At 68.1% G+C, this 13220-nt stretch carries 17 protein-coding genes; 6 read left to right on the plus strand and 11 right to left on the minus strand.

Translation table 11 applies throughout. The annotated features are described in order from the left end of the window. Nucleotides 1-10: 10 nt before the first annotated feature. Both AC07U4_RS11805 and AC07U4_RS11810 read right to left on the minus strand, forming a co-directional pair. Nucleotides 11-178 (minus strand): hypothetical protein, encoded by a 168-nt coding sequence (locus tag AC07U4_RS11805; protein ID WP_156143830.1) that lies wholly within the window; start codon nt 176-178, stop codon nt 11-13. 208 nt (nt 179-386) lie between these two features. After that, nucleotides 387-860 carry a GreA/GreB family elongation factor gene (locus AC07U4_RS11810; protein ID WP_137899086.1) on the minus strand — a complete coding sequence of 158 codons (474 nt, stop codon included), beginning with the start codon at nt 858-860 and terminating at the stop codon, nt 387-389. A gap of 99 nt (nt 861-959) precedes the next feature. Here AC07U4_RS11810 and AC07U4_RS11815 point away from each other — a divergent pair, with 99 nt between their 5' ends. Further along, complete coding sequence (locus AC07U4_RS11815) at nt 960-1127, plus strand: hypothetical protein (protein WP_169742550.1); 168 nt, start codon at nt 960-962, stop codon at nt 1125-1127. A gap of 7 nt (nt 1128-1134) precedes the next feature. Here the strand turns inward: AC07U4_RS11815 and AC07U4_RS11820 are convergent, their stop codons facing one another. After that, a complete protein-coding gene (locus AC07U4_RS11820) occupies nt 1135-2424 on the minus strand; it encodes an MFS transporter (RefSeq protein ID WP_495195529.1) in 1290 nt (429 codons plus the stop codon). Nucleotides 2425-2777: 353 nt separating this feature from the next. Between AC07U4_RS11820 and pgsA the strand changes: the two genes are divergently transcribed. The 3 genes from pgsA to AC07U4_RS11835 are packed head-to-tail and all read left to right on the plus strand — an operon-like array spanning nt 2778 to nt 4057. Then, nucleotides 2778-3344: a CDP-diacylglycerol--glycerol-3-phosphate 3-phosphatidyltransferase gene (pgsA, locus tag AC07U4_RS11825; RefSeq protein ID WP_038663498.1), complete on the plus strand. Its 567-nt coding sequence runs from the start codon at nt 2778-2780 to the stop codon at nt 3342-3344. 3 nt (nt 3345-3347) lie between these two features. Further along, complete coding sequence (moaD, locus tag AC07U4_RS11830; protein ID WP_038663495.1) at nt 3348-3605, plus strand: molybdopterin converting factor subunit 1; 258 nt, start codon at nt 3348-3350, stop codon at nt 3603-3605. Next, on the plus strand, nt 3602-4057 hold the full coding sequence (locus AC07U4_RS11835) for a molybdenum cofactor biosynthesis protein MoaE (protein WP_495195530.1): 456 nt from the start codon (nt 3602-3604) through the stop codon (nt 4055-4057). Before moaD ends, AC07U4_RS11835 begins: the two co-directional genes overlap by 4 nt. A 266-nt stretch (nt 4058-4323) precedes the next feature. Here the strand turns inward: AC07U4_RS11835 and AC07U4_RS11840 are convergent, their stop codons facing one another. From AC07U4_RS11840 to AC07U4_RS11860, 5 genes are all read right to left on the minus strand, one after another. Next, nucleotides 4324-4938: a fasciclin domain-containing protein gene (locus AC07U4_RS11840; RefSeq protein WP_052075643.1), complete on the minus strand. Its 615-nt coding sequence runs from the start codon at nt 4936-4938 to the stop codon at nt 4324-4326. Between the two features lie 15 nt (nt 4939-4953). Beyond that, on the minus strand, nt 4954-5856 hold the full coding sequence (locus AC07U4_RS11845) for a hydrogen peroxide-inducible genes activator (RefSeq protein ID WP_038663489.1): 903 nt from the start codon (nt 5854-5856) through the stop codon (nt 4954-4956). A 194-nt stretch (nt 5857-6050) separates the two neighbouring features. Then, nucleotides 6051-7637 carry an alkyl hydroperoxide reductase subunit F gene (gene ahpF, locus AC07U4_RS11850; protein WP_495195531.1) on the minus strand — a complete coding sequence of 529 codons (1587 nt, stop codon included), beginning with the start codon at nt 7635-7637 and terminating at the stop codon, nt 6051-6053. Between the two features lie 103 nt (nt 7638-7740). Further along, a complete protein-coding gene (gene ahpC, locus AC07U4_RS11855; RefSeq protein WP_137899081.1) occupies nt 7741-8304 on the minus strand; it encodes an alkyl hydroperoxide reductase subunit C in 564 nt (187 codons plus the stop codon). A gap of 152 nt (nt 8305-8456) precedes the next feature. Then, the gene (locus AC07U4_RS11860; protein ID WP_495179322.1) at nt 8457-9230 is read right to left on the minus strand and encodes a sulfite exporter TauE/SafE family protein; all 774 of its coding nucleotides are present in this window, start codon (nt 9228-9230) and stop codon (nt 8457-8459) included. A 183-nt stretch (nt 9231-9413) separates the two neighbouring features. On the opposite strand from AC07U4_RS11860, the gene epsC reads away from it, so the two are divergent. Further along, nucleotides 9414-10106, plus strand: coding sequence for a serine O-acetyltransferase EpsC (gene epsC, locus AC07U4_RS11865; RefSeq protein WP_495195532.1), 693 nt, complete (start codon nt 9414-9416; stop codon nt 10104-10106). Further along, nucleotides 10106-10444, plus strand: a complete 339-nt coding sequence (locus AC07U4_RS11870; RefSeq protein WP_038663478.1) for a DUF2794 domain-containing protein — start codon at nt 10106-10108, stop codon at nt 10442-10444. Before epsC ends, AC07U4_RS11870 begins: the two co-directional genes overlap by 1 nt. Nucleotides 10445-10463: 19 nt before the next feature. On the opposite strand, the gene AC07U4_RS11875 is transcribed toward AC07U4_RS11870, so the two are convergent. The 3 genes from AC07U4_RS11875 to AC07U4_RS11885 all read right to left on the minus strand — a co-directional run bounded on the left by AC07U4_RS11875 (nt 10464) and on the right by AC07U4_RS11885 (nt 13114). Then, nucleotides 10464-11489: a hypothetical protein gene (locus AC07U4_RS11875; protein WP_495195533.1), complete on the minus strand. Its 1026-nt coding sequence runs from the start codon at nt 11487-11489 to the stop codon at nt 10464-10466. A 205-nt stretch (nt 11490-11694) separates the two neighbouring features. Next, the gene (locus tag AC07U4_RS11880) at nt 11695-12597 is read right to left on the minus strand and encodes an SDR family NAD(P)-dependent oxidoreductase (protein WP_495195534.1); all 903 of its coding nucleotides are present in this window, start codon (nt 12595-12597) and stop codon (nt 11695-11697) included. Nucleotides 12598-12685: 88 nt separating this feature from the next. After that, nucleotides 12686-13114: a hypothetical protein gene (locus AC07U4_RS11885; protein WP_495195535.1), complete on the minus strand. Its 429-nt coding sequence runs from the start codon at nt 13112-13114 to the stop codon at nt 12686-12688. Between the last annotated feature and the right edge of the window lie 106 nt (nt 13115-13220).

The following is a 13220-nucleotide window of genomic DNA, read 5'->3' on the forward strand; positions in this document are numbered from 1 at the left end:
GCCCGCGCCGTCAGCCCAATTGGTCGGCGATGATCCAGCGGCGGCTGATCGCGGTGCGCATCAACTGCATGCCGCAGCAGACGCAGCGCGCGCGACGGACGCCGCCGATTTCGCTCTGTTTGCGGCCGGGCCGGTGGCGGGTCGCAAGGCAGGTGGCGATCATCGGCGATGCCGGCATGGGCTGGGCTCCTTCGCCGGGTGTCATCATGCCGGCGCATTGCCTGCGGATGTCTCGACCGGTCCAAAGCGGAAATATCGCGGCAATATGGCGTGGCTAGCGAAGCGCGCGTCGGTGGCGTTCTCTCCCACACTCGACCCATCGACGTCCGGGCGCTCCCCGGTGCCCGACGGTCGCGCTACGGGATCCCCCCGGTCCCGTAGCCCGGCTAGTCCTCCCGCGGATCGATCGGTTCGACCGCGAGCACCTCGATCGCCGCGTCGCGACCGTTGAAGGCGAGCACGTCGTCGGGCTCGGCGCCGATCAGCGCATGCGCCAGCGGGGCGCCATAGGCGAGCCGGTCGGCAGGCGGGTCGGCCTCGTCGTCGCCGACGATCGCGATCGTCCGGGTCTTGCCCGCGAGGCGGATCGTCACCCGCGTGCCGAAGCCGGCGCTGCCGTCCGCCGGCGCGGCGGTGGGCACCGCGGTGGTGCGGCGCGTCTGCCAATAGCGCAGGTCGCGGCGCAGCGCGTCGACCGCCGGCGCATCGGCGGCGGCGATCGCCGCCTCCAGCGTGGCGATCCGCTCCTCGATCAGCCGCTTGCCCGCGGCGGTGACGAGATTGGGCGCACTCGGGATGGGCAGCTCGAACTTGGGCTCCAGATGCTCCTCGTCGCTCTCGCGGCGGAAGGCGACACTCATGACGCGGTCCTCATCGTTAACGTCCCATCCGTGGACAGGTCAGGTTTAACCACCTTTCGCGCTGGTCGATATCGTAAACGAGGCGTTAACATCCTCATCATGACCAGACGCCTCGTCCTCACCAATGAATCGGCCCGTCACCCGTTCCGGCGGACGCTGCCGCCGCCGGTGCTGCCCGACGTGAGGAAGAGCGACGACGCGGACTGGAAGCTGTTCCTGCTCAGCTTCGCCGCCTTCTTCACCTGCTTCTACACGTTCCTGTTCTAGCGCCGGATCAGTCGCAGGCGCGGTGCAGCCGCTGCGCGATCCAGGCCGAGATCAGGCACATCGCGGCGACGAGAAACAGCATGTCGACCGGCTGGACGCCGGCGATGTTGATGCCGATCGCGGCGATCGACCCCAAGGTCATCGCGCCCGAATTGACGACGTTGTTCGCCGCGACGGTACGCGCGGTCTGGTCCTTCTCCACCGTGGTGGTGAGGAAGGCGTAGAGCGGCACGACGAACATGCCGCCGGTGGTGGCGATCGCCAGCAGGCTCAGCATGATCGGGATGGCGCGCGGCTGGGCGACGAATTGCGTCCAGTCGTAATATTGGCCCGGCGCCGCCGGGATCCAGGTGCGGCACAGGACCGAGAAGACGACGACGAAGCCGCCCATCGCGATCACCGACAGCGGCGAGTAACGCGCGCTGATCCGCCCCTTGAGCATCGTGTTGATGACCACCGAGCCGATCGCGACGCCGACCGAGAAGACCGCGATCGCGCCGCTCGCCACCATCTTGTCGGCGGTGAGCACGTTCTTCACCAGCGGCGGGAAGATGATGATCAGCACCGCACCGATCGTCCAGAAGAAGCTGATCGCGCAGATCGCGAGGAACAGCCGCGGGATGTGCATCGTCGTACGGATCAGTCGCCACGAGGCGGTAAACGGATTGTAGTTGAGCTTGAGCCGCGGCCCCTCGCGCGGCGCCGGCGGGATCTGGCGCGCGGCAAACCAGCCGATCGCCGCAACGACGAGGACGAGGATCGCCGCGCCCTCGATCGGGACGTAGCCGGCGACGATCGTGCCGAGCAGGATCGCGAGATAGGTCCCCGCCTCGACCAGCCCGGTGCCGCCGAGCACGTCGTGCGCTTTCAGATGCTGGGGCAGGATCGCGTATTTGATCGGCCCGAAGAAGGTCGAATGGACGCCGAGGAACAGCACCGCGCCGAGCATCAGCGCAACGCCGAGCGTCGGCAGGCCGGCGCGCGCGACCATCAGCCCGGCGGCGCCGAGCAGCATGATGCCGATCTCGGCGGTCTTGACGATGCGGATGATCCGCGCCTTGTCGTGGCTGTCCGCCAATTGTCCGGCGAGCGCCGAGAACAGGAAGAAGGGCAGGATCGCGATACCCGTCGCCAGCGCGTTGAAGTTCGTCTCCAAGTGCGGATCGTTGAAGATCGCATAGGTCGCGAACAGCACCATCGACGTCTTGAACAGATTGTCGTTGAAGGCGCCGAGGAACTGGGTGGTGAAGAGGGGCAGGAAGCGGCGCTGCTTCAGCAACCCCATGGCATTCAGCATGCGAGTAACGGCCTTTGATCGTGGCGGTATTGTGACCGGCATAGCCGTTTGCGCAGGGCGCGCCAACGGGGAAGGTGCGGGCGGCATCGCCCCTCCCTCGCCGGCGCCGCTACATATGACCGGTCGGGGTGTAGCAACGGCACCTGTATTTTCCGTCATGCCGGACTTGATCCGGCATCCCGCTTTTCCGCACCGTCCGAAGCAGCGGGACCCCGGCGCAGGGCCGGGGTGACGGCGTGGGGGTGGGACACGACCGGGTCACACCGCCGCGCCAATGCGATAGCCTCGCCTCGCTTGCAGGGAGAGGAAGCTTGGGGTTCCGCCCGCTCCCCCGGCGGAGTAGGAAGACGGCGATGCTGACCTTGCCCAACCTCCTGACGCTGTCGCGGATCGTCGCGGTGCCGTTGCTCGTCGCCTTCCTGTGGTGGCCGCGGTGGGAGGCGGGATTCGGGATCGCCTTCGCGCTCTACTGCCTGATGGGGATCACCGATTATTTCGACGGCTATCTCGCCCGCGCGCAGGGGGCGGTGTCAAAGCTCGGCGTGTTCCTCGATCCGATCGCCGACAAGATCATGGTCGCCGCGGTGATCCTGATGCTCGTCGGCACGCGGCACGACGACAGCGCGCTCATCACCGGCGTCCACCTGATCGCCGCGCTGATCATCCTGCTGCGCGAGATCGCGGTGTCGGGGCTGCGCGAATTCCTCGCCGGCCTGCAGGTGTCGCTGCCGGTGTCGAAGCTCGCCAAGTGGAAGACGACGCTGCAGCTCGTCGCGTTCGGCGCGCTGATCCTCGCCGGGGCGCTGCCGGCGCAGGCGTGGATCAAGGTGACCGGGCTCGGCTGCCTGTGGGCGGCGGCGGCGCTGACGCTGGTGACGGGCTGGGATTATCTGCGCGTCGGCCTGAAGCATATGGACTGAGCGATGCGACTCGAGATGCTCTATTTCGCCTGGGTGCGCGAGCGCATGGGCCGGTCGCAGGAAATGGTCGAGGCGCCCGCCGCGGTGACGACGGTGGCGGCGCTGGTCGACTGGCTGGCGGCGCGCGACGAGGTCAGCGCCGAGGCGCTGGCCGATCGCGGGCGGCTGCGCGCGGCGGTGGATCAGGCCTTCGTGACGATGGACGCGACGATCCTCGGCGCGCGCGAGGTGGCGCTGTTCCCGCCGGTGACCGGCGGATGATCCGCATCGTCGTCACGCCCGAGGCGATCGACATCGCCGCCGAAATGGCGCTCGCCGAGGCGACGGCCGGGACCGGCGCGGTCGCGACCTTCACCGGGCTGGTCCGCGCCGACGCGGACGAAGCGGGGGGCGTGGGAACGCTGGAGCTGGAACATTATCCCGGCGCCACCGAGGCGGCGCTGTTCCGGGTCGCCGCCGGGGCGGTGGAGCGCTGGGCGCTTGGCGGGGCGACGATCGTGCATCGCGTCGGGCCGATGACGCCGGGGACGCGGATCGTCTTCGTCGCGGCCTCGTCGGCGCATCGCGCCGCGGCGCTGGAGGCGTGCGCCTATCTGATCGACCGGCTCAAGACCGATGCGCCGTTCTGGAAGCGCGAGACGCGTGGGGGGGAGTCGCGCTGGGTCGAGGCACGGGAGACGGATGCGGAGGCGGCGAAGCGGTGGGAGGGGTAGGGCGATCCTACTTGCTCACGTCCCATCTTTGCCGTTTGCCCTGAGCCTGTCGAAGGGCAGTGAGTCTCAAGGTGCTTCGACAAGCTCAGCACCAACGGGGTTAGTAAGGCACAGACCAGCGACGAATAGGATTGGCGAGGCAGGAGCCTGCGCGCCGGCTGCCAAGACAACAGCTACCGTTTGTCCTGAGCCCGTCGAAGGGCAGGTGAGTCTCAAGGTGCTTCGACAAGCTCAGCACGAACGGGGTTGGTAGGGGCGCTGGTTCCTTATTGCGGCAAATTCGGTACCAGCACGCCATTGACCACGTGGATCACGCCGTTCGCCTGCGCGACGTCGGCCGCCTCGACGTAGCTGCGGTTCCCGGTCACGCTGGTCAGCGTGATGACGTCGCCGGTCAGCGTCGCGGTGATCGGCTGGCCGCCGAGCGTCGTCAGCACCGTGCGGCCGCCGCCCGCCCGGATGCGCTGGGTGAGCTGTTCGGTGGTCATCGTCCCCGGCACGATATGATAGCGCAGCAACGCGACCAGCGCCGCGCGGTTCTCGGGGGCGAGCAGATCGCCGGCGATCCCCGGCGCGAGCCGGGTGAACGCCGTGTCGGTGGGCGCGAACAGGGTATAGGGGCCGTTGCCGGCGAGCAACGCGTCGAGTTCGGCGGTGCGAAGCTCCGCCGCCAGCGTGTTCAGCCCCGGCGTCGCCGCGATCGAGGTGGCGATCATCGCGTCGGACTCGATGTGCGACGGGTCGACCGCCACCGGTGCGGCGGCGGCCGGCGGCGGCGGCGGCGCGCTGACCGGCGCGGCCGCGGGCGGCACGCAACCGGCGAGGCCGGCGGCGAGAAGCAGCGCGGCGATACGCCGCGCGTGGGTCTGGGATCGGATCACATCGGCTCCTGTGGATTACCGCGCTTCGGCGAGCGCCTCGGCGAGCAACTGGAAGTCCTTTTCGCGTGGCGAGGCGCGGCGCCAGACCAGCGCGATCCGCCGCACCGCATTGTCGGCGTCGAGCGGCCGCGCGACGATATCGGTATGGTCGAGGATGCCGGCCTTCAGCGCCATCTCGGGCAGCATCGTCATGCCGAGGCCGTTGTCGACCATCTGCACGATCGTATGCAGCGAGGTGCCGAGCATCGTCGCCTCGGCGCGCAATTCCGGGCGGTTGCACGCCGAGAGCGCATGATCCTTGAGGCAATGGCCGTCCTCGAGCAGCAGCAGCCGCGTCTCGTCGATCAGCGACGCCGGGATAGTCGGCGGGTCGCTCGGCATGTCCTGCGGCTGATAGGCGACGAACAAGCGGTCGTCGAACAACGGGTGCGAGGCGACGTCGCCGCAGGCGAAGGGCAAAGCGAGCAGCACGCAATCGGTGCGGCCGTTGTGCAGTCCCTCGCAGGCGGCGCCCGAGGGCTCCTCGCGCAGGAACAGCTTGAGATCGGGATAGTCGCGGCGCAGCCGCGGCAGGATATGCGGCAGCATGAACGGCGCGATCGTCGGGATGACGCTCATCCGCATCTCGCCCGACAACGGCCGGCCGGCGGCGCGGGCGATATCGCCCAGCTCCTCCGCCTCGCGCAGCACGCGGCGTGCCTTGTCGGCGATCCGGTCGCCCAGCGGCGTGAAGCGGACGACGCGGCGGGTGCGCTCGACCAGGGTCACGCCGATCAGCGTCTCGAGCTCGCGCAGGCCGGCGGAGAGGGTGGACTGGGTGACGAAACAGGCGTCGGCGGCACGGCCAAAATGGCCCGCGTCCTTCAGCGCAACGAGATATTGAAGCTGCTTCAGCGTCGGGAGGTAGGTCGCTGCCATGGGGTCGGCAGATAGGGAGCGCGAGAGGAGGGCGCTACCCCCTAAGTCCTCCCCCGCCAGGGGGAGGTGGCAGGCCGAAGGCCTGACGGAGGGGGAGGATACGGTAAGTTTGCCGTGTGCGGAAACGCCCCCTCCACCACCGGCTACGCCGGCGGTCCCCCTCCCCCGCTAAAGCGAGGGAGGAATTTGGTCCCTTATTCCGCCGCTTCTTCCCAGTCGTGCGTTTCTTCCGCGGGCAGGCGGATGAGGTGGTCGAACGCCGCCAGCGCGGCGGTCGAGCCGGCGCCCATCGCGATCACGATCTGCTTGAACGGCACGGTGGTCGCATCGCCCGCGGCGAAGATGCCCGGCTGCGACGTGTGGCCGCGGTCGTCGACCTCGATCTCGCCACGCGGGGACAGCGCGATCGATCCGGCCAGCCATTCGGTGTTCGGCACCAATCCGATCTGCACGAAGATCCCCTCCAGCTCGACGCGGTGCATCGTCCCGTGGGTGCGATCGCGATAGGAGAGCGCGGTCACCTTGTCGCCGTCTCCATGCACTTCGGTGGTCAGCGCCGCGGTGATGATCGTGACGTTGCTCAGGCTGGCGAGCTTGCGCTGGAGCACGGCATCGGCGCGCAGGTCGGTGTCGTACTCGATGAGCGTGACGTGCGCGACCAGCCCGGCGAGGTCGATCGCCGCCTCGACGCCCGAATTGCCGCCGCCGATCACCGCGACGCGCTTGCCCTTGAACAGCGGACCGTCGCAATGCGGGCAATAGGCAACGCCCTTGTTCTTATAGGCATCCTCGCCCGGCACGTTCATCTGCCGCCAGCGCGCGCCGGTCGACAGGATGATGGTGCGCGCTTTGAGCGATGCGCCATTCTCCAGCACCAGCTCGTGCAGGCCGCCCTCGGGCGCCGGGATCAGCTTTTCGGCGCGCTGCAGGTTCATGATGTCGACGTCATATTCGCGGACGTGGCGTTCGAGATCGGCGACCAGCTTCGGCCCCTCGGTATGCGGCACCGAGACGAGATTCTCGATCGCCATAGTGTCGGCGACCTGACCGCCGAACCGCTCGGCGAGGATGCCGGTGCGGATGCCCTTGCGCGCGGTGTAGATCGCCGCCGCGGCACCGGCGGGGCCGCCGCCGACGACGAGCACGTCGAACGCATCCTTGGCGGCGATCGACGCCGCGGCCCGCGCCGAGGCGCCGGTGTCGAGCTTGGCGACGATCTGCTCCAGCTCCATCCGGCCCTGGCCGAACACCTCGCCGTTGAGGAAGACCGTCGGCACCGCCATCACCTTGCGGCTGGCGACCTCGTCCTGGAACAGCGCGCCGTCGATCGCGGTATGCGTCACGCGCGGATTGAGCACCGCCATCAGGTTGAGCGCCTGCACCACGTCGGGGCAATTGGCGCAGGACAGCGAGAAATAGGTCTCGAACCGATAGTCACCGTCGAGGCTGCGGACCTGATCGAGCAGGTCCTGCGCCGCCTTCGACGGATGACCGCCGACCTGGAGCAGCGCCAGCACAAGCGAGGTGAATTCATGCCCCATCGGCAGGCCGGCGAAGCGCACGCCGATATCGGTGCCGGTACGGCGGATCAGGAAGCTGGGGCGGCGCGCATCGTCGCCGGTCGCGGTGGTGATCTTGTCGGACAGTGCGGCGATCTCGTCGATCAGCTCGCGCATCTGCTGCGACTTGGCGTCGTCGCCCAAGCTGGCGACCAGTTCGATGGGCTCGCGGATGTTGACCAGATAGGCCTTCAGCTGCTGCGTCAGATTGGCGTCGAGCATGGGGGCACTCCGAAAAATTGGCGTCTTCAAAAACAAGCGGCCCGGGGCGGAGGGAACCACCCCGGGCCGCGATCACCTGCCACGGGGAGAGGCAGGGATTCGCTTAGATCTTGCCGACGAGGTCGAGGCTGGGGGCGAGCGTTTCCTCGCCCTCTTCCCACTTCGCCGGGCAGACTTCGCCCGGGTGCGCAGCGATATATTGCGCGGCCTTGATCTTGCGGAGCAGTTCGGCGGCATTGCGGCCGACGCCTTCCGAGGTCACTTCGATGAGCTGGATCACGCCCTCGGGATCGACCACGAAGGTGCCGCGATCGGCGAGGCCCTGGCCTTCGCGCAGGATCTCGAAATTGGTGCTGATGCTGTGGTTCTGGTCGCCCAGCATGAAATAGTTGATCTTGCCGATCGCCGGCGAGCTGTCGTGCCACGCCTTGTGGCTGAAGTGCGTATCGGTCGACACGCTGTACACCTCGACGCCCATCTTCTGTAGCGTCGGATAGATGTCGGCGAGGTCCTCCAGCTCGGTCGGACAGACGAAGGTGAAATCGGCGGGATAGAAGAAGAAGACCGCCCACTTGCCGAGCACGTCGCTGTCGCTGACGCTGACGAACTTGCCTTCCTTATAGGCCTGGGTGGTGAACGGCTTCAGTTTGCTGCCGATGAGGGCCATGTCGGGTCTCCGGTTGAATGACGTGGACCGGATATAGGTGCTCATGCCGCAGTGCAAAATCAATCTGTTCGCATCCTGTGATCGAAGCGGGCGATCACAGGGCAAAAGCCACGTGTTTGTGCGGATTTGCCCATGCTGCGTCTGCGGCAGATTTATTTCGCGAGTGCGGCGTAGATCGACCAGGCGCTGGTCAGCGTCAGCAGCACGCCGACCATCGCCATCAGCCCGCGAGTCGGCACGCGCTTGGCGAGGATGCCGCCGAGCGGCGCGGCGACGAGGCCGCCGATCAGGATGCCGAGCGTGTGCAGCGTGAACGCCGACCAGCCCAGCGCGATGAAGAAGGTGATCGAGGCGGTCGCGGTCAGGAAGAATTCGGCGGTGTTGACCGTGCCGATCGTATGGCGCGGGGTCGCGCCCTGGATCAGCAGATTGGAGGTGACGACCGGCCCCCAGCCGCCGCCGCCCGCCGCATCGAGGAAGCCGCCGACGAGGCCGAGCGGCGCGATCACCTTGGGCGTGCGCGGCTCGATCCGGCCCTTCACCGCGCGGAACAGCAGATAGAGGCCGATGCAGGCGAGATAGGCCATCACGAACGGCTTGGCGACCGAGGCATCGACGTTGCTGAGCAGGGTCGCGCCGAGCGCCGCGCCGATCACGCCAGGAATCACCAGCCGGCGGAACAGCTTCCAGTCGACGTTGCGATGCGCGATGTGGCTGATCCCGGAGGCGGCGGTGGTGAAGGTCTCGACCGCATGGACGCTGGCGGAGGCGACCGCGGGCGGCACGCCCATCACCGTCACCAGCAGCGTCGAGTTGATCACCCCGAATGCCATGCCGAGCGCGCCGTCGACCACCTGTGCGGCGAAGCCGATCGCGACGAACGGCAGCACCTGGGTCCAATCGATGGCGGTAAGGAAATCAGGCATCGGCAATCGTCTCTCCGCGAAAATGTCGGGTTCGAAACCACCCGCTATCGCTCTCATCGTGCACGGCCGCGTCAAATCCTACAACAAAGCTGGGCTTTGTCGCACCCAAGCGGCGCGGGCCGGGCATGGCAATTTGCCCGGCGAGTGGCTACATTCGCGTATCTGCTCGGGAGACGTTGGCGCATGTTCGGACGCTTGGCCGCCTATCTGGATTCGATCAAGGCGCGCGATCCGGCTCCGCATTCGCGCGCCGAGATCCTGCTCTATCCCGGCGTCTGGGCGGTCGGGCTGCATCGTATCGCGCACGCCTTGTACCGGCGGCGGCTGTTCTTCCTCGCCCGGCTGGTCAATCACATCGCCCGCGCCTGGACTGCGATCGATATCCATCCGGGCGCGAGCATCGGCCGCAACTTCTTCATCGATCACGGTTTCGTCGTCATCGGCGAGACCGCGGAGATCGGCGACGACGTCACCATCTACCAATGCGTGACGCTGGGCGGGACCAGTCCCGACAATGGCGTCGCCGGCAAGCGCCACCCGACCCTGGCCGATGGCGTGATCATCGGGTCGGGGGCGCAGGTGCTCGGCCCGATCCTCGTCGGCCCTCGCGCGCGCGTCGGCGCCAATGCGGTGGTGACGCGCGACGTGCCGGAAGGTGCGGTGATGGTCGGCATTCCCGCGCGCGCGACGATGGTCGAGGGCGGCGCGGCGGCGACGCTGGCGCGGTTCGTCCCTTATGGCACGCCGTGCAGCGAGATGTTCGATCCGGCGACTCAGAAGATGGAGATCATGCGTTGCGAGCTGGAATCGATGCGCAAGCGGCTCGATGCGCTGCTGGGGGAACAAATGCCCGAAGCGGAGCGTGATCGCGCCTGATGGGTATCGTCACGCCGTTTCCGCACGCCGGCAAGCCGTCGCAAGTCGGCTTCGAACGCCTCGAACTCAACCGCATCCTCGATCTCTACGGCCGGATGGTCGCGGCGGGCCATTGGAAGGATTATGCGCTGGAGCTCGGCAAGGACGCCGCGGTCTTCGCCGCCTTCCGCCGTGCCGCCGAGCGCCCCGAGTTCCGTATCGAGAAACGCCCGGCCCTGCGCGGCAAGCAGGGCATGTGGGCGCTGATCGGCGAACAGGGCGTGGTGCTCAAGCGCGGCCACGAACTGGGGCCGGTGCTGGCGCCCGTCGAGCGCCGGCTGATGAAGCTGGTGGAATGACGCCCGGTGCCCTGCCGCGTCAGGCGGTCAGGGCCGGCGGCAGGCGCCATCGCAATGCGTCCGGCAAGCGGCTGACCAGGGCGCGCCGCATCGGTTGCCAGAAGGCCGAGAGGCTGAGCAACGCCGAACCGATCACGAAGGCGGTCAGCGCCGCGCCAAGTTCGATCGCCCCGGCGCTGCGGAACAGCGCGTAGAGCGCCGCGAGCACGTAGGCGAGGCCCGACACCAGCAGCGCGCGGCGGTCCACCGCGAGCGCGATGGCGGCGAAGCCGACGTAGAGCGCCAGCACCACGATCGCCATGCCCGCTCCGATGTCGCCGCGGAACACGCCGAGCATCTGGAAGATCGAATGCGCAATCATCGGCGCCGCCGTGAGATGCAGCCAAAAGGCGACGTCGGCGCGGCGCGTCCGGCGTTCGGTATCGCTCATGTCCCAGCGCATCGCGAAGGCGAAGACCATGATGCCGCCGACGAGCAGCAACGGCCATTTCGCCGCCTCGATATCGGGGAAGGCGGCGAGTACCAGCGCGATTGCCGTGCCGATCAACGCCGCCGCCCCCGCCGCGACGGTGATCGGCACCATGAAGCGCCGCCAGTGCAGCCACGCGCCCGCCGCCATGCACGCCGCGACCCCCGCGGCGACCAGCGCGGCGGCACGATCGCCGAGGTGCGGCGCCACGGTCATCGCCACCCCGACGAGCGCCCAGCCGATGCCGCCGACGAAGGTGAGCAGCAGCAGGATGCTGGGCAGCGCCATGCGGCGGCGTGCGGTGAAATATTCCGCCAGTCCCCAGGATGCCGCGGCGAGCAATAGCCCCCCGGCCGGCCGCGCGACCGACTCGCCGATCTGGCCGAGTGCGACGAACAGCAGGATCAGCGCGATCGACACGAAGATGTCGTTGAAGCCGGTGAGCAGCCGGAAATGCTCTTCGTCCACCGCCGGTGCCGCATGGCGCGCGGCGACGTGGGCGCGCAACGCCGCCGCCGCTGCGGGCGTGATCGCACCGGCGGTCACCGCCGCGTCTATGTCGCTTTCGCTATACAATGGTCGTCCCCCCTCGTTGCGAAGGTGGAACGTATCAGGCGTGTGTTATATGTTCAATACACGCAATTCTCTTCAGCGTTCGAGCCTTCGGCCAAAATCGGCCAGTGCTCCTGCGAAAGCAGGAGCCCAGGAGTTCCGAACGCCATAGACGTTGTGTTGCTCGGCTCTGGGCTCCTGCGTTCGCAGGAGCACTGCGCGGGTTCGCTCATCCGCTCTGCAGCAGGGCGCCGATCGTCATCGCCTGTTCGGCACCGGTCTTGGGTACGGTCTCGCCAGTGCGGTCGGTGATCGCCGCCCAGTGCGCGGCGACGCCTTCGGGGGACAGATCGTCGCCGGTGAGCAGCGCGCCGCGGGTCAGCGTCACGTACGAGGCCTGGAACGCGCCCGCGCCGGCGCCGAGGATGACGTTGGTCGGCGCATCCTCGCTGACCAGATAGAGCGCGCCCGGCGCGACCTTTTCGGGAGCGAAGGCGTGGAAGGCGTCGGCGGGGAACAGGTCTTCGGTCATCCGCGTGCCGGCGGTGGGCGCGAGCGTGTTGACGCGGATGTCGTGCTTCGCGCCCTCGATCGCCAGCGTCCTGGTCAGACCGGCGAGGCCGAGCTTCGCCGCGCCGTAATTCGCCTGGCCGAAATTGCCGAACAGGCCGCTCGACGACGATGTCATCAGCACGCGGCCGTACGTCTGCTCGCGGAACGTCTCCCAGCACGCCTTCGTGGCGAAGGCGGAGCCGAGCAGATGGACGCGGACGACGAATTCGAAATCCGCCGGCTCCATCTTGGCGAAGGTCTTGTCGCGCAGCACGCCGGCGTTGTTGATGAGGATATGGACGCCCCCCCATGCTGCCTTCGCCTGTGCCACCATATCGGCCATCTGTTCGTAATCGGCGACGTTGCCGCCGTTGGACATCGCCTCGCCGCCGGCGGCGCGAATCTCGTCCACCACCGCGAGCGCGGCGTCGCTGTGACCGGTGCCGTCCCGCGCCCCGCCGAGGTCGTTGACCACCACGCGCGCGCCGCGCCGGGCGAGTTCGAGCGCATAGTGACGACCGAGGCCGCCGCCGGCGCCGGTGACGATGGCCACGCGGCCGTCGAAGCGGATGGGGGACATGAAAAAGGCGCTCCTCGCAGTGATGGAGCGCCTTTCCCTAAACGTTAAGTGGCATCTGGCAACCGGTCATGCCGGCTGCGGCACCGGCTTACTTCTTGCCGCCGCGCTGGATGCACTGATCGTACTGGCCCTTCTTGCAGACCGGATATTTGGCGAGCGGCGCGGGCGCCGGGAAAGCCTGATCGGGGCTCGGCGCGGGGCGGAACACGGGCGGCAGGCTGGCACCGGGCGTACCACCGCTGATCGCCGAGCCGCTCGGGGCATAGCCGCCGGCCGGGGTCGCGCCGCCGGTCGAAGCCGGCGCGGGCGTGCTCGCCTGCGGGGTGGGTGCGGGCGCGGCAGCGGGATCGGCGGGCGCCGGCGCGGCCGCAGGGTCGGCGGGTGCCGCGGCCGGATCGGCCGGGGCGGCGGCGGGATCAGCCGGCGTGGTCGTCTGGGCGTCGGTCGGCGCCGGGGTGGTCTGCGCCAGGACGGGGGCAGCAATCAGGGCCGTGGCGGCCAGCAGAATGAGCTTCATCGCGGGATCTCCTATCGAATCTCATGCGTCATTTCGTGTCAACGCTTGCGCCCAACGTCCCAATGCGGACTTTTCTCCATCGTTTCGCGTCCGATTCTATTTCGGG

It is taken from the genome of Sphingomonas sp. GW821-FHT02B09 (assembly GCF_059421875.1).

Coding starts and splice junctions, on each gene's coding strand:
- AC07U4_RS11805 (WP_156143830.1), bottom strand. CDS start 178: ATGCCGGCATCGCCGATGATCGCCACCTGCCTTGCGACCCGCCACCGG.
- AC07U4_RS11810 (WP_137899086.1), bottom strand. CDS start 860: ATGAGTGTCGCCTTCCGCCGCGAGAGCGACGAGGAGCATCTGGAGCCC.
- AC07U4_RS11815 (WP_169742550.1), top strand. CDS start 960: ATGACCAGACGCCTCGTCCTCACCAATGAATCGGCCCGTCACCCGTTC.
- AC07U4_RS11820 (WP_495195529.1), bottom strand. CDS start 2,424: ATGCTGAATGCCATGGGGTTGCTGAAGCAGCGCCGCTTCCTGCCCCTC.
- pgsA (WP_038663498.1), top strand. CDS start 2,778: ATGCTGACCTTGCCCAACCTCCTGACGCTGTCGCGGATCGTCGCGGTG.
- moaD (WP_038663495.1), top strand. CDS start 3,348: ATGCGACTCGAGATGCTCTATTTCGCCTGGGTGCGCGAGCGCATGGGC.
- AC07U4_RS11835 (WP_495195530.1), top strand. CDS start 3,602: ATGATCCGCATCGTCGTCACGCCCGAGGCGATCGACATCGCCGCCGAA.
- AC07U4_RS11845 (WP_038663489.1), bottom strand. CDS start 5,856: ATGGCAGCGACCTACCTCCCGACGCTGAAGCAGCTTCAATATCTCGTT.
- ahpF (WP_495195531.1), bottom strand. CDS start 7,637: ATGCTCGACGCCAATCTGACGCAGCAGCTGAAGGCCTATCTGGTCAAC.
- ahpC (WP_137899081.1), bottom strand. CDS start 8,304: ATGGCCCTCATCGGCAGCAAACTGAAGCCGTTCACCACCCAGGCCTAT.
- AC07U4_RS11860 (WP_495179322.1), bottom strand. CDS start 9,230: ATGCCTGATTTCCTTACCGCCATCGATTGGACCCAGGTGCTGCCGTTC.
- epsC (WP_495195532.1), top strand. CDS start 9,414: ATGTTCGGACGCTTGGCCGCCTATCTGGATTCGATCAAGGCGCGCGAT.
- AC07U4_RS11870 (WP_038663478.1), top strand. CDS start 10,106: ATGGGTATCGTCACGCCGTTTCCGCACGCCGGCAAGCCGTCGCAAGTC.
- AC07U4_RS11880 (WP_495195534.1), bottom strand. CDS start 12,597: ATGTCCCCCATCCGCTTCGACGGCCGCGTGGCCATCGTCACCGGCGCC.
- AC07U4_RS11885 (WP_495195535.1), bottom strand. CDS start 13,114: ATGAAGCTCATTCTGCTGGCCGCCACGGCCCTGATTGCTGCCCCCGTC.